This window comes from Actinomadura syzygii (assembly GCF_008085905.1).
Lineage (GTDB): Bacteria > Actinomycetota > Actinomycetes > Streptosporangiales > Streptosporangiaceae > Spirillospora > Spirillospora syzygii.
This window is the reverse complement of sequence record NZ_VSFF01000017.1, coordinates 1-19875: the sequence shown is the minus strand read 5'-3', so window position 1 is coordinate 19875 and position 19875 is coordinate 1. Positions and strand designations below refer to the sequence as shown.

The following is a 19875-nucleotide window of genomic DNA, read 5'->3' as shown; positions in this document are numbered from 1 at the left end:
GCGAGGAAGAGAACCGGGTGATGGGTGTCACTCGTGGGAACGGTCGCGCCTCGTGTGTCGCAGGTCACCAACCGTGACAGAATTTCCCGCCCGGATCGGGCACAAGAACGGCCCCCCGTGCGTTAGTTCCGCGCGACGGGGCGCATAAAGCACTGAGGGGGATGGAGATAGAAGATGGCGACCGACTACGACAGCCCACGCAAGACCGACGACGATCTCAGCGAGGACAGCCTCCAGGAGCTCCAGGCCCGGCGGGCCGACAAGGCCGCCAGCATCATCGATGAGGACCTGGACGCCGGCGAGGTCGCCGAGCTGCCCGGCGCCGACCTGTCCAACGAGGAGCTCACCTTCCGGGTGGTTCCGCGGCAGGCCGACGAGTTCACCTGCACGCGCTGCTTCCTGGTGCACCACCGCAGCCAGCTGGCCACCGAGAAGAACGGCCAGCCGATCTGCCGCGAGTGCGCCGCCTGACCGGGAGTGGCCGCGGGTGACGGGAGAGATCGAGCGCCGGGACGACCCGGAGCCGCCGCCCGGCGACGGCTCCGCCGAGGTCGGTGAGCTGATAGGGCGGCTCACCGGCGACGAGGACATGGACCGCGAGACCCGCGGACGGCTGCTCGGGCGGCTGGCCGCGCTTCTCGGCCAGAGCGCCCGGAGGGCGGGCGCCGTGGGTCTCGCGCGCGGACGGTGGTTGGGCGACCTGCTGGTCGAGGTGGGTCCCCACATTCCGATCCGCGACATCGAGACGCTGCAGGCGCACCACCGCGGGCTGATGGGCGAGGAGCTCGCCGACCGGGTCGTGAAGACGGCGGGGAACGCGACCACCGCCGTCGGCGCGGCCGGCGGCGCGCTCGCCGCGGTGCAGTTCGCCGCCCCGCCGCTGCTGCTCACGGCGCCCGCGCAGCTCGCCGCCGAGACGCTGGTCGTCGCGGCGATCGAGGTCAAGATGATCGCCGAGCTGCACGAGGTGTACGGCGTCCGGGTGCACGGCACCGGGACGGCGCGCGGAGCGGCGTTCGTCACGTCCTGGGCCCGGCAGCGCGGCATCAACCCCCTGGAGGCCGGCTCCCTCACCAGCGCGCTCGGCACGGCCGCCAAGACGGCCCTGCGCAAACGCATGCTCCGCACGTTCGGCCGCACCATGGGCACGATGGGCCCGCTGCTCACCGGCGCGGCGGCGGGCGCGGCGCTGAACCGCTCGGCGACGCGGGCGCTCGGCACGAAGATCCGCAACGACCTACGCGCGAACACCGGCGCCCCGCCGCCGCTGCCGCGCGGCTGACCCGGCGGGCCCCGGGCTCATACCTCGATCTTGAGGTGGGACGGCAGCTCGCCGGTGCCCTTGGCCCACTGCCGGGCGGCGACGCGGGTGGCGAGGAGGCGGGAGAGCTCCATCCCCACGCCCATCACCACCGCCCAGCCGATCGCCTCGGCCAGCGCCACGTCCGGGGACTCGGGGTTCGTCGGCGGCTCCTTGCCGGTGCTCTTCTTCCAGGCCAGCGTGATCGCCTTCTTCGCGACGAAGCCGCCCGCGAAGGCGGCGGCGCCGGCGACGACCCGCCAGCCGATGTCGCCCTTGTCCGCCATGTTCGTCCTTCCAGTCGTCCTGTGGTCTCCGACGCTACCGGAACGGCCCGCCGGTGATCGCCGCGTCCGGGCCGATAACCGGAGTGCGATCGGCGCGGATGTCAATACCATTGGCGCATGACAGAGCAGCCGCGTATTCCGCACGTCCCCGCCAAGCCCTCCCTGGACGGCCTGGAGGAGAAGTGGGTACGCGTCTGGGACGACGAGGGCGTCCACCGCTTCGACCGCACGAGGCCGCGCGGCGAGGTCTTCTCGATCGACACCCCGCCGCCCACGGTGAGCGGCTCCCTGCACGTCGGCCACGTCTTCTCCTACACCCACACCGACACCGTCGCCCGGTACCACCGGATGCGCGGTCGCGCGGTCTTCTACCCGATGGGCTGGGACGATAACGGCCTGCCCACCGAGCGCCGCGTCCAGAACCATTTCGGCGTGCGGTGCGACCCGTCGCTGCCGTACGACCCCGACTTCGAGCCGCCCGCCGAGCCGGACGCCAAACGGCAGATCCCCGTTTCGCGCCGCAATTTCATCGAATTGTGCGAACGGCTGACCGCGGTGGACGAGAAGGCGTTCGAGGACATCTGGCGCCGCGTCGGCCTCTCGGTCGACTGGAGCAGCCTCTACACGACGATCGGCGCCGTCTCCCGGACGGCGTCGCAGCGCGCGTTCCTGCGCAACCTGGCGCGCGGCGAGGCGTACGTGTCGGAGGCGCCGACGCTCTGGGACGTCACGTTCCGCACGGCCGTCGCCCAGGCCGAGCTCGAGGACCGCGACCAGCCCGGCGCGTTCCACCGGATCCGTTTCCACGGCGACGAGCGCCCGGTCTACATCGAGACGACACGTCCCGAACTGCTGCCCGCGTGCGTCGCGCTGGTCGCGCATCCGGACGACGAGCGCTACCGGGAGCTGTTCGGGCGGACGTTCCGGACGCCGCTGTTCGGCGTCGAGGTCCCCGTCGTCGCGCACCGCCTCGCCGAGCCCGACAAGGGCTCCGGCATCGCGATGGTCTGCACGTTCGGCGACGTCACCGACGTCGTCTGGTGGCGCGAGCTGAACCTGCCCACCCGCGCGGTCGTCGGCTGGGACGGTCGGCTCGCCGCCGACCCGCCGCCCGGCGTCCCCGCGCGGCCGTACGACGAGCTGGCGGGCAAGACGGTCTTCTCCGCCAAGGAGCGGGTCGTCGAGCTGCTCCGCGCGTCCGGCGACCTGGACGGCGAGCCCCGCCAGATCATCCGCCCGGTGAAGTTCTACGAGAAGGGGTCGAAGCCGCTGGAGATCGTCACGACCCGGCAGTGGTACATCCGCAACGGCGGGCGCGACGAGGGCGTCCGCGCGGAGCTCCTCGCCCGCGGCCGCGAGCTGACCTGGCATCCGGCCTACATGCGCGCCCGCTACGAGAACTGGGTCGAGGGGCTGTCCGGTGACTGGCTGATCTCGCGCCAGCGGTTCTTCGGCGTCCCGATCCCGGTCTGGTACCCGCTGGACGAGGCGGGCGAGCCGCGCCACGACGAGCCGATCGTCCCGGCGGAGAGCGCGCTGCCCGTCGACCCGTCCTCGGACGTCCCGCCTGGGTACACCGAGGAGCAGCGCGGCGCGCCCGGCGGCTTCGCGGGCGATCCCGACGTGATGGACACGTGGGCCACGTCGTCGCTCACCCCGCAGATCGCGGGCGGCTGGGAGCGCGACGCCGACCTGTTCGGCCGCGTCTTCCCGTACGACCTGCGGCCGCAGGCGCACGACATCATCCGGACGTGGCTGTTCTCCACGGTCGTCCGCGCGCATCTGGAGCACGGGTCGCTGCCGTGGAAGGCGACGGCCCTGTCCGGCTGGATCCTCGACCCGGACCGCAAGAAGATGTCCAAGTCGAAGGGCAACGTCGTCACGCCGATCGACCTGCTGGTCCAGTACGGGTCGGACGCCGTCCGGTACTGGGCGGCCGGGGGGCGGCCGGGCACCGACACCGCGTTCGACACCGGGCAGATCAAGGTCGGGCGGCGGCTCGCGATCAAGATCCTCAACGCCTCGAAGTTCGTGCTCGGGCTCGGCGAGGTCGAGCCGGACGCGCCGGTGACCGAGCCGCTCGACCGGGCGATGCTGGCCGCGCTGTCCGCCGTCGTCGAGGACGCGACGGCCGCGTTCGACGGCTACGACTACGCGCGGGCCCTGGAGCGGACCGAGCGGTTCTTCTGGGAGTTCTGCGACGACTACCTGGAGCTGGTCAAGACCCGCGCGTACGGGGAGGGCGCGGAGGCGCGGTCGGCGCGGGCCGCGCTGCGCGCCGCGCTGTCGGTGCTGCTGCGCCTGTTCGCGCCCGTGCTGCCGTTCGTGACCGAGGAGGTCTGGTCGTGGTGGCGCGACGGGTCGGTCCACACGGCGTCCTGGCCGTCGCCCGCCGAGCTGCCGCCGGGCGGCGACCCGGCCGTCCTCGCGGCGACCGGGGAGGCGCTGCGGCAGGTCCGCAAGGCGAAGTCGGAGGCGAAGGCGTCGATGCGCGCGGACGTCTCCCGCGCGGTCGTGCGCGGCGCCGAGGCGGCCCGGATCGCGCGGCCGGACCTGGCCGCGGCCGGGCGCATCGCCGAGTTGACGCTGGAGGACGCGCCCGCCGACCTCACCGTGGACGTCGTCCTCGCACCCGTTACCTAGATCACCCCGGACGGCCCCGGCCGCCCCTTGACGCGGATTCCGCGCACTCCTCATATTGGACGCTACGTCCAATTGATGAGGCGGGCCGGGCTGTCCGGGGAGAGGCGACATGAGCGAGATCGACGAGCGGCATCCCGTCATCACCCCGCGCCGCGTCAGGTTCGACTGGGCCGGCACTCCGCTGCACTGGATCCCGGACGAGCCCGTCGCGACGCACTTCGTCAACGTCCTGCACCTGCTGCTGCCCGCCGGTGAACGCTGGTTCGTGCACGTCTACAAGCAGACACTCCCGCTGGTCGAGGACGACGAGCGCCTCCACCGGAAGGTCAGGGGCTTCATGGGCCAGGAGGCCGTGCACGCCTACCTCGCCGTCTCGCCCGCCGCGCGGGCGGCCGGACGGACGTGAGCCCGGTCAGAATTCGCAGGGCAGGTGCTTGATGCCGTTGATGAAGTTCGAATAGAGCATCCGGGGCTCGCCGGTCGCACGGATGTCCGGGAGGCGGGTGAGCAGATCCCGGAACATCACCGTGATCTCCCGCCGGGCCAGGTTCGCGCCGAGGCAGAAATGCGGGCCGGGGCCGCCGAACCCCACGTGCGGATTGGGGGAGCGTGTGATGTCGAAGGCGTCCGGGTTCTCGAACACGGCGGCGTCGCGATTGGCGGAGTTGTAGAACAGCAGCACCTTGTCGCCCCGCTCGTACCGCTGGCCGTTCATCTCGTATTCGCGGGTGACCGTCCGGCGGAACTGGATGACCGGCGTCGCCATCCGGACGATCTCCTCCACCGCGCCCGGCGCGTGGGCGTCGAAGTCCTCCATCAGCAGGGCGCGCTGCTCGGGATTGTCGGTGAGCAGTTTGAGGCCGTGCGACATGGCGTTCCGGGTCGTCTCGTTCCCGGCGACGACGAGCAGGATGAAGAACGAGCCGATCTCCTGGTCGGTCAGGTACTCGCCGTCCACGTTGGCGGACACGAGCCGCGACACCAGGTCGTCGCCCAGGTGCCTGCGCCGCCGCCGGGCGAGCTTCATCGCCAGGTGGTTCAACTCGTATCCGGCCGTCATGGCCTTGAGTAGGCCGTACAGGACGCCGATCCGGGTGATGCCGTCGCGGTTGAAGTCCTTGCCGCCGGTGTACTCGGGGTCGCCGAGGCCGAGGATGGTGTTCGTCCGGTCGTAGACCATCGGGCGCAGCCGGTGCGGGATCCCCGTCATGTCGCAGATGACCTGGAGGGGGAGCCGGGCGGCGACCTCGGTGACGAAGTCGGCGGAGCCCCGGCCGCGCAGGTCGTCCACGATCCGCGTCGCGGTCGCCTGGAGGTCGGCCTCCAGCTTGGCGAGGACGCGCGGGGTGAACGCCCGCGACACGATCCGCCGGATCTTCGCGTGCCGCGGGTCGTCCATGTTGATCATCGAGCCGAAGTAGCGGGCCATGTACCGGGGCAGGTCGGCGACGCTGTTGGAGCACGGCTCGCTGCTGAACACCTCGGGCGTCCGGCTGGCCTCGACGACGTCGGCGTGCCTGGTCAGCGCGTAGTAGCCGGGGCCGGTCCGGATGAACGGGAGCTTCAGCTCGGGGAAGAACGCGGGACGCTCCCGCTCGCGCAGCCGCGCGAACGCGGCGAGCCGCCGCTCCGGCGGCAGCGACCAGAACGTGAGGTCGGACAGGTCGATCGTGCCGATGTCCCGTACCGTCGCCGCCACCGCGCACCGCCCGCCCTGAGTCAGAACGTCATTCGGTTTCCATCGAACCGACCGCCCGGACCTCCGTCAAGCCCCTGCGAGGACGACCCCGCGCCGCAGCACCGCCCGCTCCGCCGCCGTCCACGCCCCGGACGTCAGCAGGTACAGCCCCGCCGCCAGCGGAACGACCGCCGCGACGACGATCGTCCCGAACGGCGGCAGGAAGGCGGTGCGCATCTGCCACATCAGGCGAGCAGCAGGAGAGCGAGGGCGGCGAGCGCGGTCAGTGCGGTGGCGTTTCGTACCGGAGGCATTCGCGCGGCGATGGCGGCGTCGCGATGTGCGTCCCGGGAGAGGTAGGTGAGGGCGGCGCTCAGTGCGCGTCCCGCGCCGAATGCGGCGCCTGCCAGAAGGGCGGTGCGAAGCGGGCCGTGGCTGAGGAAAAGCGCCAGGGCCAGTACATAGGGCGCACTGGACGAGACATAAGTGCGAACCCCGGTGCCCAACTCGAAGCCGAATTGCAAGGCGCCCCGGCGCAAATGCGCTTGGAGGACGTCCGACGGGATCTGGCGCGCGTTCTGGGGGAGCGGAAGGCGGATCAAGCCCATTTCCCGGGCCGCGCCGAGAACGGCGACGGCCAGGATCGCGCCCACCCGGACGGACGGCGGCAACGGTGCCGAAAGGCCGGAGAGCAGCCAGATCACCGCCGCGCTGAGCGTCCCTCCGAGCAGGAGCCCGAAGATGAAGACGGCCAGGACCTCGTCCTGCCGTACGGGGGCCCGCCAACCTGGCGAGAACAGCACGGATTCGCTGTTCCGCGTTCAAACGCTCCCGGAAAGCGAGAACCCGGCGAGCGCGCCGATCGAGGCCCAGCAGAGGACGGCGGCGTCCAACGCGGCGGCGGAAAGCGCGATCAGGGTGAGAGCCGCGACAGGGAGAAGGGGATCGGTCAGACCGCGCCGGGTTCGTCCGGCGGTCAGTTCTTGCACGCCGTCGCCTTGCGGCAGATGGTCTTGTACCAGACGCCCTTTTGGGACTTCTTCCACCCGTCGTGGCAGCGCCAGGTGACGCCCTTCTTGCAGGACCCGCAGCTTTTCGCGTATGCCCAGATCCAACCGTCGTAACCGCCGCTGTAGCACTGGTTCGGACGCAGCTTGTACCACCCCGGATTCGACACCCCGGATTTGTGGAAGCCCTTGTACTTGCCGCTCGTCCGGCAGCACCAACTGCACACGTAGCTCGGCCCGCAGCCGGGCGAGCAATTGTGGTTCGACGCATACGAGGGGCAGCGCGGATAGATGTCGTAGTAGCCGACCAACTGGAACCCGGACTCCAGCGCCTCCCGCGCGGGCGGGAACACGCCGAGCGCCTTGAGGCCCGCCGTGGCCCCGGCCGCCGCGAGCCCCGCGAGGACGCTGCGCCGCGCCGGGCGCAGCCGCGGCGCGTCCGCCGGGACGGGCCGCCGCCGGACCCGCTGCGCGCCCGCCGGACGCGGCCCGCGCAGCGGCGGGATGTCATCCAGTTCGATCATCGTGTCCCGCCCATCCGCGCGTCCTCCAAGGTCAGCTCGTGGAGGGCCGCCGGGGAGCCCACGGGCTCGGCGGCCCGCACCCGCCCGTCCGGGTCGACGACGACGGCGAACGGCGTGGCGGGGACGCGGTAGTCGGCGAACAGGCCGTCCCGCTCGTTCGCCAGCACGGTCAGCCCCGGACGGGCCGCCGCCTCGTCCGCCGCCTCCCCGGCGAAGATCGCGTGCAGCGGCCGGTCCGACCCGCCCGCCGCGGCGAGCACGTCGGCGCAGACACCGCAGTCGCGGTCCAGGAACAGCAGCAGGCCCGGCCCGAGCCGGTCGAACGCGGGCGCGGGACGTCCCGGCGGCAGCCCCAGCTCGGCGGGCCGGGGCGCGCCCCGCGTCAGCGCGTGCACCTGCCGGACGAGACCGGCGACCACCAGGGCGAGCAGCAGGATCGCCGCCCAGGACAGCAGCAGGGCGCTGGCTTGGAAGCTCATCCGGCCGACCTCCTCTCGATCATTGCGTGGGGGAGCGTCCAGAGGATCACCGCGAAACCCAGCCCCGCCGTCCCGGCGACGGACGCCTCGTACGCGGACAAGTCGGTGGGCAGGCCGCGCACGGCTCCGGCGAGCGCGAGCACGGCGAGGGCGGCGGCGCGTCCGGCGACCCAGCCGGTCATCGGTGTGTCCGCGCCCGCGCACCCGCACGGGACGCCGCGCCGCGTCCGCGCCACGTGCGCCGCGTACACCGCGTAGAGGCCGAGCAGCACGGCGGCGGCGCCGGACGCCGCGCGCATCGCCCCGTCCAGCCCGAGTACGAGGGCCGCCGCGCCGACGAGGCCGACGGCCGCCTCCGCCGCGATCGCGGCCACCGCCGCCGGTCCGGCGAGGGCGTGCGGCACCACGCCCTGCGCCCGCACCGCCGACACCAGCACGCCGGGCCGTCTGACCTGGCCGAACACCGAACCCAGGAGCACGAGCGGGAGCGCGACCGCCGCGATCCCCGCGAGCAGGCCCGTCACCGGACCGCCTCGACCGCCAGCCCGGCGAGCCGCCGGGGGATGTCCCGCACCCGGTCCTCCTCCGGCAGCACGGTCACCAGCAGCGCCTTCAGCGCGAGCAGGAAATAGGGCCCTTGCCCCTCGACCGTGTCCTGGAAAAGCTCGCCGCCCGCGACGGACGCGCCGCGCCACGGCGGCAGCCGCCGACGGGTCCGCGTCGTCAGCGCGGTGATCTCCAGGAGGCCGAGCCCGGGGACTTCCTTCACCAGCTCCGCCGGGTCGGGACGGCGGGCCCGCCCGCGCGGCACGGCGACGATCCCGTCGTCGTGCTCGGCGAGTCGGAGCGTTCCGAAGAACGCCACCGCGTCGGCCGGGCGCGCGTGGTAGAGGTGCGTGAACACGGCGTGGCGGCGGCCCTCCCACACGGCGGCGAGGACGGGTTCGCGCTGCCCGGTGTCGGGGTCGCGGGTCTCGGTCCGGCCGACGCGCAGCCGCCCGTCCTGGACGCGGAACTCCTCGTCGAACCGTTCGACGCCGATGTCGTCGGCCCAGGAGAGCGCGTCCGCGCGCGTCCCGCTGGAGATCTCGTGGAGCCGCCCGCGGTCGGCGATCCGCGCCACCGACGTGCAGGGCCGGTCGAGGTCGTGCGGGCCGGTCAGCCGGACGCGCACGCCGTCCAGGGAGCGATGTGTGACGCGGTCGTCGGCGTCGCGTTCGGGTCTGCCCATGCCGTCCCCTTCCTGCGGGACGCATGTCCCACAGAAGCACCGCGGGTAACAGAGGTAACGCTACGGGTGATCCTTCGCTTAGGGGCCAAACCTTCCGGAAGTGGTCATCCGCGGGAGCGGGTAGGGTCAACTGCCGGACCCGCGCGGCGGCGGCGTTCCAGCCCCGGCGTTTCAGCTCCGGCCGGGCCCCGCGACCCGGATAGGGTCGGGTGGTTCTCCGGCAGGTGATCATGAGGTGAGACCGTGAGCAAGGTCGAGGTGCTGATCCGTCGGCTGGACCCCGAGCTGCCCCTCCCGCGGTACGCGCACGCGGGCGACGCGGGCGCCGATCTGGTCGCGGCCGTGGACGTCGAGCTGCCGCCCGGGGAGCGTGCCGTCGTCCCGACCGGGATGGCGATCGCGCTGCCCGACGGCTACGCCGCGTTCGTTCACCCGAGGTCCGGTTTGGGCGCTAGGTTGGGGGTGACCATTGTCAACGCACCCGGTACGGTCGACGCCGGCTATCGGGGTGAGATCCAGGTGACCCTGCTGAACACCGACCCGCGCGCCACCGTGACGCTGCGGCGCGGCGACCGCATCGCGCAACTGGTCGTGCAGCGGGTGGAGCACGCGGTGTTCCACGAGGTCTCCGAGCTGCCAGGGTCGGCGCGCGGAACCGACGGCTTCGGCTCCACCGGCGGATTCGGCTCCACGCGCGTTTTCGGGAACAATGAGCACAGTCGAGAAGGAGCGTGAGTCGTGGCTTTTGGACGTCGCCGGCAGGCCGAGGAGCCCGCTGAGGGTCCCGAGGTGACCGAGGAGCCGGCGGAGGACACCGAGGAGGAGGCTCCCGCCGTGGCGGAGCGAGCCGACAGCGCCGCGGGCGGACCGTGGGACTCGGAGGACTCCTTCCCCGATATCCAGCGGCTCGACTTCGGCTCCATGCTGGTCCCGGTCGCGCAGGGGCTCGGCTTCCAGGTGAACTTCGAGGCCACCCAGGTCGACGAGGAGGGCAACCCGCTCGACGGGCGCCCGGTCGCGGTCCTGGTGCAGTACGAGCAGAGCGTGATGCAGCTCCAGGCGTTCGCCGCGCCGAAGCGCACCGGCATCTGGGACGACGTGCGCCGCGAGACCGCCAAGGACATCCAGGAAGAGGCGCAGGGCCAGATCCAGGAGGGCGAGGGGCCGTTCGGCACCGAGCTGCTCGCGATGATCCCGACGCCGCTCACCGAGGAGGTCCTCGCGGAGATGCCCGCCGAGGCCCGCGAGCAGATCCCCGCGGAGTTCGTCGAGCAGGGCTGGGCCCCGCAGATCATCCGCTTCCTCGGCGTGGACGGCCCCCGCTGGTTCCTCCAGGCCGTGGTGCAGGGCGCCGCGATCGAGGACGAGGAGCAGTGGCAGGTCCTCGAAGACGTCCTGAACGGCGTGGTCGTCGTCCGCGGCGACGCCCCGATGCCGCCGCGCGACCTGCTCGAGCTCCAGATCCCGAAGGAGTTCAGCGAGGGCGGCGAGGAGGAGGGCGAGGAGGCCGTCGAGACCTTCAACCCCTTCGAGCGCGGCCCCGAGATCACCGAGGTCCGCTGACCCGTCCCGGTCCGGTACCGCCCGAGTTCTCAGACCCGCCGGCCGCACGCCTTTTCGGACGTGCGGCACGGCGGGTTTTTCCGTGCGGCGCGCCGGCCGTCCCTTGCCAGGGCCGCCCGCCGGGTGCTGAATCAGGACATGTCGAAGAAGACGCGCAAGCGACGGGCCCGTAAACGCGGTAAGTGCAACAAGGGAAAGCGGCCCAACGCCCGCCACTGACGGTCAGGGCAGAACCGCTCAGGCGATCATCTCGAACGTCATCGCGTGCTCGACCCCGGCGGCGCGTCCGCCCTCCTCGGCGATGCCGGTGAGGAACCCCGCGGCGTCGAAGTCCGCGCCGAGGTTCGAGAAGTACACGCGGTGCGCGAGCAGCGAGTCGATGCCCGCCTGGAGATGTCCGGTGACGTCCACGTAGTGCGCCGCCTCCGGCGAGCCGCCGAGCAGCGCGAACCGGACGCCCTGCCACGCTTCGAGGCCGAGGTCGCGGAACACCCAGCGGTTCGCGGCGTCCCTGATCGCGTCCACGGCGGCGAGGCCGAGCGCCCGGTGGTCGGCCATGTTGAACCCGCCGCCGGGGAAGCGCTCCCGGTAGCTCACCGACAGCACCACCTCGGGGCGGTGCCGCCGGACCGCCGCCGCGATCGCCTTCCGCAGCGGCAGGCCGTACTCCAGCACGCCGTCCGCGAAGTCGAGGAACTCGACGGCCTCGACCCCGACGCGGCGCGCCGCCTCGATCTGCTCCTCGGTGCGGACGCGGCGGACCTCGTCCGGGTCCATCGAGTCGATCCCCGCCTCGCCGCGGGTCGCGAGCACCTGCGTCACCGTCTTGCCCTGGGCGGTCCATTTGGCGACGGCGGTCGAGCCCCCGTACTCCAGGTCGTCGGGGTGCGCCACGACGGCGAGCGCGCGCTCCCAGTCCTCAGGTACCTCGTCCATCCCCTCATCCTGGCCCATCGCTACAGGTAGCGGAGCCACAGGTAAGGCGTGGCGAGCGCGATGGTGACGAAGGTGACGACGAGGCCGTGGCGGGTGAACCGCCAGAAGCTGATCGGCGTGCCGTTTCGGGCCGCGATCCCGAGGACGACGACGTTCGCGCTGGCGCCGATCGCGGTGGCGTTGCCGCCGAGGTCCGCGCCGAGCGCGAGCGCCCACCACAGCACGTGGCCGTCCGTCCCCGGGTGCTGCTGGACGAGGTCCGACACGATCGGGCTCATCGTCGCCACGTAGGGGATGTTGTCCACGATCGCCGACAACCCGGCGGACGCCCACAGCAGGAGCATGGACGCGGCGCCGAGCCGGTCGCCGGTCGCGTCGGCCGCCGCCCTGGAGACGTCGCCGATGACGCCGGTCTCGACCAGCCCGCCGACCATGACGAACAGCCCGGCGAAGAACACCAGAGTCGGCCACTCGACCTCGCTGAGCGCCTCCTCGGTGGTCACCTTCGTCGCCGCGACGAGGAGCCCGGCCCCGAGCAGCGCGACGACGGACGGCTCGTAGTGCAGGACGGGATGCAGCACGAACGCGACCACCACGATCCCGAGGACGGTCAGCCCCTGGAGCAGGAGGCCCCGGTCGGTGATGGCCTTGCGCTCGTCCAGCTCCATGACCTCGGCGGCGAGCGCCGGGTCGTGCTCGAACGCCGAGCGGAACAGCCACCGGCACAGCACGCAGAACACCGCGACCAGCAGGACGATCAGCGGGGCGAGGTGCACCAGGAAGTCGTTGAACGACAGTCCGCCGCGGCTCGCGATGATGATGTTGGGCGGGTCCCCGACCAGCGTGGCGGTGCCGCCGATGTTGGACGCCATCACCTCCGCGATCAGGTAGGGCTCGGGCCGCAATCCGAGCCGGTCACAGACGAGGAACGTCACGGGCGCGATCAGCAGCACGGTGGTGACGTTGTCGAGCAGCGCCGACGCCCCCGCCGTGAGGACGACCAGCATCACCATCAGCCGGTACGGCCGTCCCCGCGCGCGCTTGGCCGCCCAGATCGCCACGAACTCGAACACGCCGGTCCGCCGCAGCACCGAGACGATCACCATCATGCCGAGGAGCAGGAAGATGACGTTCCAGTCGATCCCGGACTCGGACGAGAAGAACGCGGCGTCCCCGTCGGTGACGCGCAGGAGCAGCATCAGGCCCGCGCCGCCGAGCGCGACCGCCGTCCGGTGCACCCGCTCCGACGCGATCAGGACGTAGGCGCCGATGAAGATGACGATCGCGGCGACGGCCAACAGTGACTCCCGATCGGCATGCGGACGACGGACCTGCCGACCAGACTTCCCGGCGCACCGCGTCCGACCCTAGTGGGAACGGGCCGCGCCGGGTCGGACCGGGGCCGGTCGGCGCCGGGCGATGGTGGGGTTTTGCCTACCCCGATCGGCGTGCTGGGCCCATCCTCCGGCGCGTCCGCCGTCCGTAGCTTCTTTCTCGGAGGCGCCCGGCGAGGGCGCCCGGGCTGGAGGTAAGGACGATGTTCGGACGCAAGGGACCGGACCCCGCGGGCCAGGCGACCGGTGAGGCGCTTCGGCTGGAGGGCGTCCGGAAGGTGTACGGGACGGACGGCAATCGGGTGGTCGCGCTCGACGGCGTGTCGCTGTCGCTGCCCGCCGGGTCGTTCACGGCGGTGATGGGCCCGTCCGGGTCCGGCAAGAGCACGCTGCTGCAGTGCGCGGCGGGGCTGGACAGCCCGACCGAGGGCCGGGTGCTGGTGGACGGCGCCGAGCTGACCGGCGAGAACGAGACGGAGCTGACGAAGTTCCGCCGGCAGCGGATCGGGTTCGTGTTCCAGCAGTTCAACCTGCTGCCCACGCTGAACGTGATGCAGAACGTGGTGCTCCCGCTGAAGCTCGCCGGACGCAAGGTCGACCGGGAGCTGGCGCGGGAGGTCCTCGGACGGGTCGGGCTGGCCGAGCGGCTCGGGCACCTGCCCGCGGAGCTGTCCGGCGGTCAGCAGCAGCGGGTGGCGATCGCCCGCGCGCTGGTCACCCGCCCGCACGTGCTCTTCGCCGACGAGCCGACCGGCGCGCTCGACACGCGCAGCGCCCGGGACGTGCTGGGCCTGCTGCAGGAGTCGGTGCACATGTCCGGGCAGACGGTGGTCATGGTCACCCACGACCCGGTCGCCGCGTCGTTCGCGAACGCGGTGCTGTACCTGGCCGACGGCCGGATCGTCGGCCACCAGAGCGCGCCGACCGCCGAGGCGGTCGCGGAGCGGATGACGCACCTGGCCGAAGAGGTCGAGCGTCAGCGGACGATGGCGGAGGCGTGACGATGTTCGGACTGGCCCTTCGCTCGCTGCGCCACCGCACCGGCGCGTTCGCGGCGAGCTTCCTCGCGATGTTCCTCGGCTCGGCGATCATCATGGCGTTTGCCTCGATGCTCGACACGGCGCAGGCCAGCGGCGCGACCGGCACGGCCCGGGAGACGCTGTCGATCATGGCGAACGTGGTCGGCGGCTGGGGGCTGCTGCTGTCGGTCTTCGCCGTCGCCTCGACGCTGACGCTGGCCGTCCGGCAGCGGGCGCAGGAGATCGCGCTGCTGAAGAGCGTCGGCGCGACCCCGGCGCAGCTCCGCCGGATGATCACCGGTGAGGCCGCGGGCCTCGCCGTGCTGGCGGCGCTGCTCGGGATCGTCCCGGCGATGCTGCTCGGCCGGGGCCTGCTCGGCCTGCTGCACGGCACCGACCAGGTCCCGTCCGACATCGGGTACAGCTTCGGCCCGGTCGCGCTGTCGATGGGGATCGGGATCACGCTCGTGTCCGCCGTCGCCGCCGCGATGATCACGGCGCGCCGGACCACCCGCGTCCGGGTGGCCGAGTCGATGGCGGACGCCGCCGTCGGCGACGGGCGGATGAGCCGCAAGCGGATCGTGTTCGCGGTGCTGTTCCTCGTGGCCGCCGGCTGGGAGGCCCTCATCACCGTCACCGTGATGGACGGCAAGGGCAGCGACGCGATGGCGACGTCCGGCCAGGCCGACATCCTCGCCGCGATCGGGCTGGCGCTGCTCAGCCCGGTGATCATGCGCGGGGCGACGGCGGTGGCGGCCGGACCGCTGCGGGCGCTCGGCTCGGCGGGCGAGCTCGCCGCGGCGACGATGCGCCGCCGGACGTCCGCGCTGGCGTCCGCGGTCACCCCGGTCATCCTGTTCGTCGGGACGGCCGTCGGCACCCTGTTCCTCCAGGCGACCGAGAACGCCGCGATGGACGACGCCGGGCTCGCCAAGACGGCCGAGCAGAAGAGCATCGAGACGCTCAACTTCGTCGTCATCGGCATGGTGGTGCTGTTCACCGCGATCATGCTGGTGAACACGCTGATCGCGGCGATCGCGCACCGGCGGCGCGAGTTCGGCCAGACCCGACTCGCGGGCGCCACGCCCGGCCAGGTGCTCGCCGCGGTGGGCCTGGAGTCGGCGGTGCTGACCGTCACCGGCGTGCTGTGCGGGACGGTCGCGTCCGTCTTCACGATCGTCCCGTTCGGGCTCGCCCGGCGCGACTCGGCCACCCCGGACGGCAGCGTCTGGACCTACGTCGCGGTGGTCGCGCTCGCCGCCGTCCTCACCGGGGTCACGGCGCACGGCGCGGCGCGCCGCGCGGTGCGGGTCCCGGCGGTCGAGGCGGCGCTCCGCTGACCCGGCCGGGCGGGCGGCCCGGTTTGTGCTCCGCGTGGGTGCTCATCCATACTGGGTGAGCACTCACTCATTTTGGGAGGGGACATGGCCGGTTCGGTGGACGTCCCGCGCGGCCTGCCGGTCGCGGACGCGCTCCGCGGCCTGCGGTCGGCCTGGACCGGCGGACGCCGGGTCGAGCGCGCCGCCTACGCCGTCGGGGCCGCGCTAATCCTCTCCGGCCTGTTCCACCTGGTCGTCTTCGCCGTCGACGGCGGCCCCTGGACGGGCCCCGTCTCCTGGCGCAAGCCCGTCACGTTCGGGCTCTCGTTCGGACTGACGTTGGTCACGATCGCGTGGGTCGGGTCGTTCGTCCGGCTCGGCGACCGGGCGCGCAACGCGCTGGTCGGGGTGTTCGCGGCGGACTGCGTCGTCGAGGTCGCGCTGATCACCGTGCAGGCGTGGCGGCGGGTGCCGTCCCACTTCAACATGGAGACGGCGCTCGACACGGTGATCACGCGGATGCTGGCGGCCGGCGGCGGCGTCCTCGTCGTCACGCTGGTCACGCTCGCGGTCGCCGCCTTCAAGGCGAACCCGCAGACGGCGCCGAGCATGCGGCTCGCCGTCCGGTCCGGGTTCGCGGCGCTGATGCTCGCGCTGGCGTCCGGCGCCGCGATGATCGCCCGCGGGGTGGCGAAGGTCGAGTCGGGCGACCAGCAGGCGGCGTACCACGTCGTCGCGGCGCTGAAGCCCGCGCACTTCGTGACGATGCACGCGATCCTCGTCCTGCCGCTGCTGGCCTGGACGCTCACGTTCACCGCGCTGCCCGAGCCGCGGCGCGTGCGGGTCGTCGCGGCGGCGGCGGGCGCGTACTGGGCCGTGGCGGGCGTCGTGATCGCGGTGTCCGCGGTCCGTTTCATGATCACCTGAAACCGCCCGCCACGCGGAGCCCGCGGGCATACTGGCGCCCTTGGGGGTGGTGCCGATGACCGAGGGCGAGCCTGACACCGAGCCCGCGCCGCCGGACGGCGGGCCGCAAGGCGGGACGGACGGCGGGACGGACGGCGGGACGGACGGCGGGACGGACGCGCGCGAGCCGGACACCGAGCGGGGCAGGGGACGTCCCCTCATGCCGGGGGTCTTCGACGAGGCGGAGCGCGCCGAGCCGCCCGGCGAGCCGGAGCCCGGCCTCGTCCCGGTCCGCGACCCGGACGGCGTCGGCGACCCGGGTCCCGCCGTCCGGCCCGGCTCCGAGGGCGTCGAGCTCGGCGGCGCCGGGCAGGCCGCGCCGCGGGGCGTCGCGCGCTCCAGCGCCGTCATGGCGATCGCGACGTTCTTCTCCCGCCTCACCGGGTTCATGCGCACGGTCGTGATCGGCGCGGCGCTCGGCACCGCGCTGCTCGGCGACGCCTACAAGGCCGCCGAGATGGTCCCCTACACCGTCTACGAGCTGCTCCTCGGCGGGCTGCTGGCCAGCGTGTTCGTCCCGTTCCTGGTCAGGCGGCGGCTCGCGGACGCCGACGGCGGCGCGGCCACCGAGCGGCGGCTGCTCGGCGTCGTGCTGCTCGCGCTCGCCGTGCTGACGGTCGTCGCCGTCCTCGGCGCGGGCCTGCTGGTCTCCGTCTACGCGAGCGCGTACACGGGGCGGCAGCGCGAGGTCACCGTCCTGCTCACCCGCCTGCTGCTGGTGCAGATCTTCTTCATCGGCGTCAGCGGGCTGGCGAGCACGATGCTGAACGTCCGGCAGCGGTTCGGCGCGCCGATGTGGGCGCCGGTCGTCAACAACGTCATCACGATGGGCGCGGGCCTGCTGTTCCTCTGGGTCGCCGGGCGCGGCCGGACCCCCGCCACCGTCACCGACGCGCAGCTCACGCTCATGGGCCTCGGGTCGGCGTTCGGGACGGTCGCGCAGAGCGCCGTCCTCGCCTGGACGCTGCGGCGCGCCGGGTTCCGCTGGCGGCCGCGCCTGGACCTGCGCGGGTCCGGCCTCGGCGAGGCGGCCCGCACCGCGATCTGGATGCTGGTCTACGTCGTGGTCGTGCAGGTCGGCGTCCTCATCACCGCGAACGTCGCGACCCGGGCCGGGCACCGGGCCCCGGGCGGCGGCAGCGGCATCGCCACCTACTCGTTCGCGCTCGTCGTGTTCCAGCTCCCGTACGCGATCGTCGCGGTGTCGGTGATCACGGCGCTGCTGCCGCGGATGAGCGCGCACGTCGCCACCGGGCGGCGCGACCTCGTCCGCGACGACTTCTCGCGCGGGCTGCGGCTGGCGTGCGCGCTGCTCGTCCCGCTGTGGCTCGGCATGCTGGTGTTCGCCGTCCCCGGGTCGGTGGTGCTGTTCGCCCACGGCAGCCTGTCCGAGGCCGGGGCGCACCGCATCGGGACCGTCCTCACGGTGTTCGCGTTCATGGTGCTGCCGTTCACGCTGCACCAGCTCCTCATGCGCGTGTTCTACGCGCTCGGCGACACGCGGACGCCGGGGCTGATCGCCGTCCCCGCCGGGATCGCGCAGGCCGTCACCGCGGTCGCGCTGCTGGAGTTCCTCCCGGCCCGCCAGGTCGTGGTCTGGCTGCCCGCCGCGTACGGGCTGTTCTACCTGGTCGGCGGCACCGGGGCCGTGTTCGTGCTGCGCCGCCGCCTCGGCGGGCTGGACGGGCGCCGGATCGGCCGCGCGCTCGTCCGGCTGCACGCGGCCGCGCTGCCCGCGTTCGTGTTCGCCGTCGCGGCCGTGTGGAGCTTCGGGCGGCTGCCGGGCGGACGGCTGTCCGACCTGCTGGCCGTCGTCGTCGGCGGGCTCGGCGGCGGCGCGCTCTACGTGGCGACGGCGCGGGTGATGCGCGTCCCGGAGATCGGCTACTTCACCTCGATCGCCGCCGCCCGCCTGCGCCGCTGAGCCCCTGAACCGCGCGGGCCCGCCGCCCCGGGAGGGGACGGCGGGCCCGCGCGGTGGGACGGGGTCAGGGGGTCTCGCGGGCACGGCGGGGGAGGAGGAACGCCACCGGGAACGCGGCGGCGGTGAGGAGGAGCGTCAGCTCCGCGACCCGCTTCGCGGCGTCCAGCGCGGCGGCGGGGTCGAAGTGCCCGGCCGCCGGGGCGCCGACCGCGCCGAAGAACACCGTGCCGAGGACGGCGATCCCGAGCGACGCGCCGAGCTGCTGGATCGACTCCAGCGCCGCCGACGCCGACCCGACCTCGTGGTCGGCGATGCCCGCGACGATGATGTCGAACAGCGGGACGAAGATCATGCCCATCCCGGCGCCGAAGACCAGCAGCGGGGCGGCGAGGTGCCAGCCGGTCAGGCCCGTCCCGGCCGCCTCGAACACCGCGTACAGCCCGCCGAGCCCGGCGGCCATCATGACCAGGCCGATGTGCAGGATCGTCCGGCCGAGCCGGGTCATCGTCATGCCGCTGAACGCCGACCCGGCGAACGCGCCGACCGCCCAGGACGACATCGCGAGGCTCGCCGCGAGCGGCGTGTAGCCGAGGCCGAGCTGCAGGAACAGGCCGACGGCGAGGGAGAAGCCGGTGATCGTCCCGAAGAAGACGACGACGAACAGGACGCCGGAGGAGTAGGACCGGTTGGCGAACACCGACAGGCGGAGCAGCGGCGTCCCTCCGCGGCGGGAGCGGCGGAGCTGGTGCAGCGCGAACAGGGCGAGGACGGGAACGGAACCGGCGAGCACGGCCAGCGTCCAGGTGGGCCAGCCCAGCTCGCGTCCCTGGACGAGCGGGTAGACGAGCATGCTCATGCCGAGCCCGCCGAGCAGCATGCCGGCGACGTCGATCCCGCCGGAGCGGTCGGCGGCGGCCGGGGCGGGCAGCACGCGGGCGCCGACGACCAGCGCGTACGCGCCGACCGGCATGTTGATCAGGAAGATCGCGCGCCAGCCGGTGCCGAGCAGGTCGGCGTCCACCAGCACCCCGGCGATCACCGGGCCGAGGATCGTGGCGAGCCCGATCACCGGGCCGAACAGCGCGAACGCCTTGCCCATGTCCTTCGCGCCGAACAGGTCGCGGATGAGCCCGAAGCACTGCGGCACCATCACCGCCGCGCACAGCCCCTGCGCGACCCGGGCGGCGATCAGGCTCTCCGGCGACCAGGCGAGCGCGCAGAGCGCCGAGGTGGCGAGGAACCCGGCCGCGCCGACCAGCAGGACGGGCTTGCGGCCGAACATGTCGCCGAGCCGCCCGCCGGTGAGCAGTGCGACGGCGAGCGCGAGCGTGTACCCGGCGGCCATCCACTGGAGCGCGGCGAAGGACCCGCCGAGGTCCGCGCGGATCGCGGGCGCGGCCACGTTCACCACGGTCGAGTCGAGGAGGTTCAGCAGGGTCGCGGCCAGGATCGCCGAGAGGCCGAGCCAGCGGCGCGGGTGCGGCCGCGGGCCGCTGTCCGGACGGGTCCCGGACGCGGTGGCCGGGGTGTCGAGGGTGGCGGTCACTACTGGACCCTCCTTGGTGCGGGCACTGGAAGAGTGCTCGTGGTTGGATGCCGGTGAGAGCCGGGGTGACGGCCTGGGTGCGGTGGCCCCGTGAGGGCCGCAATGACACTGCCGCCCCC

The 19875-nt window shown here is 73.0% G+C and carries 22 protein-coding genes; 11 read left to right on the top strand and 11 right to left on the bottom strand.

The window, feature by feature from the left end:
- Window positions 1-174: 174 nt before the first annotated feature.
- Entirely contained in the window at window positions 175-471 is a 297-nt protein-coding gene (locus tag FXF65_RS38420) for a DUF4193 domain-containing protein (protein WP_067893074.1), read from the top strand.
- Between the two features lie 16 nt (window positions 472-487).
- Window positions 488-1282, top strand: coding sequence for a hypothetical protein (locus FXF65_RS38415; RefSeq protein ID WP_246199378.1), 795 nt, complete (start codon window positions 488-490; stop codon window positions 1280-1282).
- 17 nt (window positions 1283-1299) lie between these two features.
- Here the strand turns inward: FXF65_RS38415 and FXF65_RS38410 are convergent, their stop codons facing one another.
- Entirely contained in the window at window positions 1300-1587 is a 288-nt protein-coding gene (locus FXF65_RS38410; RefSeq protein ID WP_148355233.1) for a DUF4235 domain-containing protein, read from the bottom strand.
- 117 nt (window positions 1588-1704) lie between these two features.
- Here FXF65_RS38410 and valS point away from each other — a divergent pair, with 117 nt between their 5' ends.
- Together valS and FXF65_RS38400 are read left to right on the top strand one after the other, a co-directional pair.
- Window positions 1705-4230: a valine--tRNA ligase gene (gene valS, locus FXF65_RS38405; protein WP_148355231.1), complete on the top strand. Its 2526-nt coding sequence runs from the start codon at window positions 1705-1707 to the stop codon at window positions 4228-4230.
- Window positions 4231-4339: 109 nt separating this feature from the next.
- Window positions 4340-4636, top strand: a complete 297-nt coding sequence (locus tag FXF65_RS38400) for a metal-dependent hydrolase (protein ID WP_246199377.1) — start codon at window positions 4340-4342, stop codon at window positions 4634-4636.
- Between the two features lie 6 nt (window positions 4637-4642).
- Here the strand turns inward: FXF65_RS38400 and FXF65_RS38395 are convergent, their stop codons facing one another.
- From FXF65_RS38395 to FXF65_RS38370, 7 genes are all read right to left on the bottom strand, one after another.
- On the bottom strand, window positions 4643-5929 hold the full coding sequence (locus FXF65_RS38395) for a cytochrome P450 (RefSeq protein ID WP_148355229.1): 1287 nt from the start codon (window positions 5927-5929) through the stop codon (window positions 4643-4645).
- A gap of 66 nt (window positions 5930-5995) precedes the next feature.
- A complete protein-coding gene (locus FXF65_RS44235) occupies window positions 5996-6145 on the bottom strand; it encodes a hypothetical protein (RefSeq protein WP_187412775.1) in 150 nt (49 codons plus the stop codon).
- 8 nt (window positions 6146-6153) lie between these two features.
- A complete protein-coding gene (locus FXF65_RS38390) occupies window positions 6154-6711 on the bottom strand; it encodes a hypothetical protein (RefSeq protein ID WP_148355227.1) in 558 nt (185 codons plus the stop codon).
- 173 nt (window positions 6712-6884) lie between these two features.
- A complete protein-coding gene (locus FXF65_RS38385) occupies window positions 6885-7439 on the bottom strand; it encodes a hypothetical protein (RefSeq protein ID WP_148355225.1) in 555 nt (184 codons plus the stop codon).
- Complete coding sequence (locus FXF65_RS38380) at window positions 7436-7918, bottom strand: thioredoxin domain-containing protein (RefSeq protein ID WP_148355223.1); 483 nt, start codon at window positions 7916-7918, stop codon at window positions 7436-7438. Before FXF65_RS38380 ends, FXF65_RS38385 begins: the two co-directional genes overlap by 4 nt.
- Window positions 7915-8442 (bottom strand): MauE/DoxX family redox-associated membrane protein, encoded by a 528-nt coding sequence (locus FXF65_RS38375; protein WP_148355221.1) that lies wholly within the window; start codon window positions 8440-8442, stop codon window positions 7915-7917. The genes FXF65_RS38380 and FXF65_RS38375 overlap by 4 nt, the downstream gene beginning before the upstream one ends.
- Complete coding sequence (locus FXF65_RS38370; RefSeq protein ID WP_148355219.1) at window positions 8439-9149, bottom strand: hypothetical protein; 711 nt, start codon at window positions 9147-9149, stop codon at window positions 8439-8441. Before FXF65_RS38370 ends, FXF65_RS38375 begins: the two co-directional genes overlap by 4 nt.
- A gap of 243 nt (window positions 9150-9392) precedes the next feature.
- Between FXF65_RS38370 and dut the strand changes: the two genes are divergently transcribed.
- The 3 genes from dut (at window position 9393) to FXF65_RS46420 (ending at window position 10931) form a co-directional block, all read left to right on the top strand.
- Entirely contained in the window at window positions 9393-9884 is a 492-nt protein-coding gene (gene dut / locus FXF65_RS38365; protein ID WP_148355218.1) for a dUTP diphosphatase, read from the top strand.
- A 54-nt stretch (window positions 9885-9938) separates the two neighbouring features.
- Window positions 9939-10712 carry a DUF3710 domain-containing protein gene (locus FXF65_RS38360; protein WP_246199376.1) on the top strand — a complete coding sequence of 258 codons (774 nt, stop codon included), beginning with the start codon at window positions 9939-9941 and terminating at the stop codon, window positions 10710-10712.
- 138 nt (window positions 10713-10850) lie between these two features.
- Window positions 10851-10931 carry a 50S ribosomal protein bL37 gene (locus FXF65_RS46420; protein ID WP_483902918.1) on the top strand — a complete coding sequence of 27 codons (81 nt, stop codon included), beginning with the start codon at window positions 10851-10853 and terminating at the stop codon, window positions 10929-10931.
- Window positions 10932-10949: 18 nt separating this feature from the next.
- Here FXF65_RS46420 and FXF65_RS38355 read toward each other — a convergent pair whose 3' ends face one another.
- Both FXF65_RS38355 and FXF65_RS38350 read right to left on the bottom strand, forming a co-directional pair.
- Window positions 10950-11648 carry a PIG-L deacetylase family protein gene (locus FXF65_RS38355; protein WP_246199375.1) on the bottom strand — a complete coding sequence of 233 codons (699 nt, stop codon included), beginning with the start codon at window positions 11646-11648 and terminating at the stop codon, window positions 10950-10952.
- 20 nt (window positions 11649-11668) lie between these two features.
- The gene (locus FXF65_RS38350) at window positions 11669-12946 is read right to left on the bottom strand and encodes an ArsB/NhaD family transporter (RefSeq protein WP_425458766.1); all 1278 of its coding nucleotides are present in this window, start codon (window positions 12944-12946) and stop codon (window positions 11669-11671) included.
- A gap of 239 nt (window positions 12947-13185) precedes the next feature.
- Here FXF65_RS38350 and FXF65_RS38345 point away from each other — a divergent pair, with 239 nt between their 5' ends.
- From FXF65_RS38345 to murJ, 4 genes are all read left to right on the top strand, one after another.
- Complete coding sequence (locus FXF65_RS38345; RefSeq protein ID WP_148355210.1) at window positions 13186-13983, top strand: ABC transporter ATP-binding protein; 798 nt, start codon at window positions 13186-13188, stop codon at window positions 13981-13983.
- Between the two features lie 2 nt (window positions 13984-13985).
- Window positions 13986-15341, top strand: coding sequence for an FtsX-like permease family protein (locus FXF65_RS38340; protein WP_148355587.1), 1356 nt, complete (start codon window positions 13986-13988; stop codon window positions 15339-15341).
- An 84-nt stretch (window positions 15342-15425) separates the two neighbouring features.
- The gene (locus tag FXF65_RS38335; RefSeq protein WP_222868971.1) at window positions 15426-16247 is read left to right on the top strand and encodes a hypothetical protein; all 822 of its coding nucleotides are present in this window, start codon (window positions 15426-15428) and stop codon (window positions 16245-16247) included.
- A gap of 199 nt (window positions 16248-16446) precedes the next feature.
- Complete coding sequence (gene murJ, locus FXF65_RS38330) at window positions 16447-18210, top strand: murein biosynthesis integral membrane protein MurJ (RefSeq protein WP_148355586.1); 1764 nt, start codon at window positions 16447-16449, stop codon at window positions 18208-18210.
- Window positions 18211-18274: 64 nt separating this feature from the next.
- On the opposite strand, the gene FXF65_RS38325 is transcribed toward murJ, so the two are convergent.
- Entirely contained in the window at window positions 18275-19756 is a 1482-nt protein-coding gene (locus FXF65_RS38325) for an MFS transporter (RefSeq protein ID WP_148355208.1), read from the bottom strand.
- Window positions 19757-19875 lie beyond the last annotated feature (119 nt).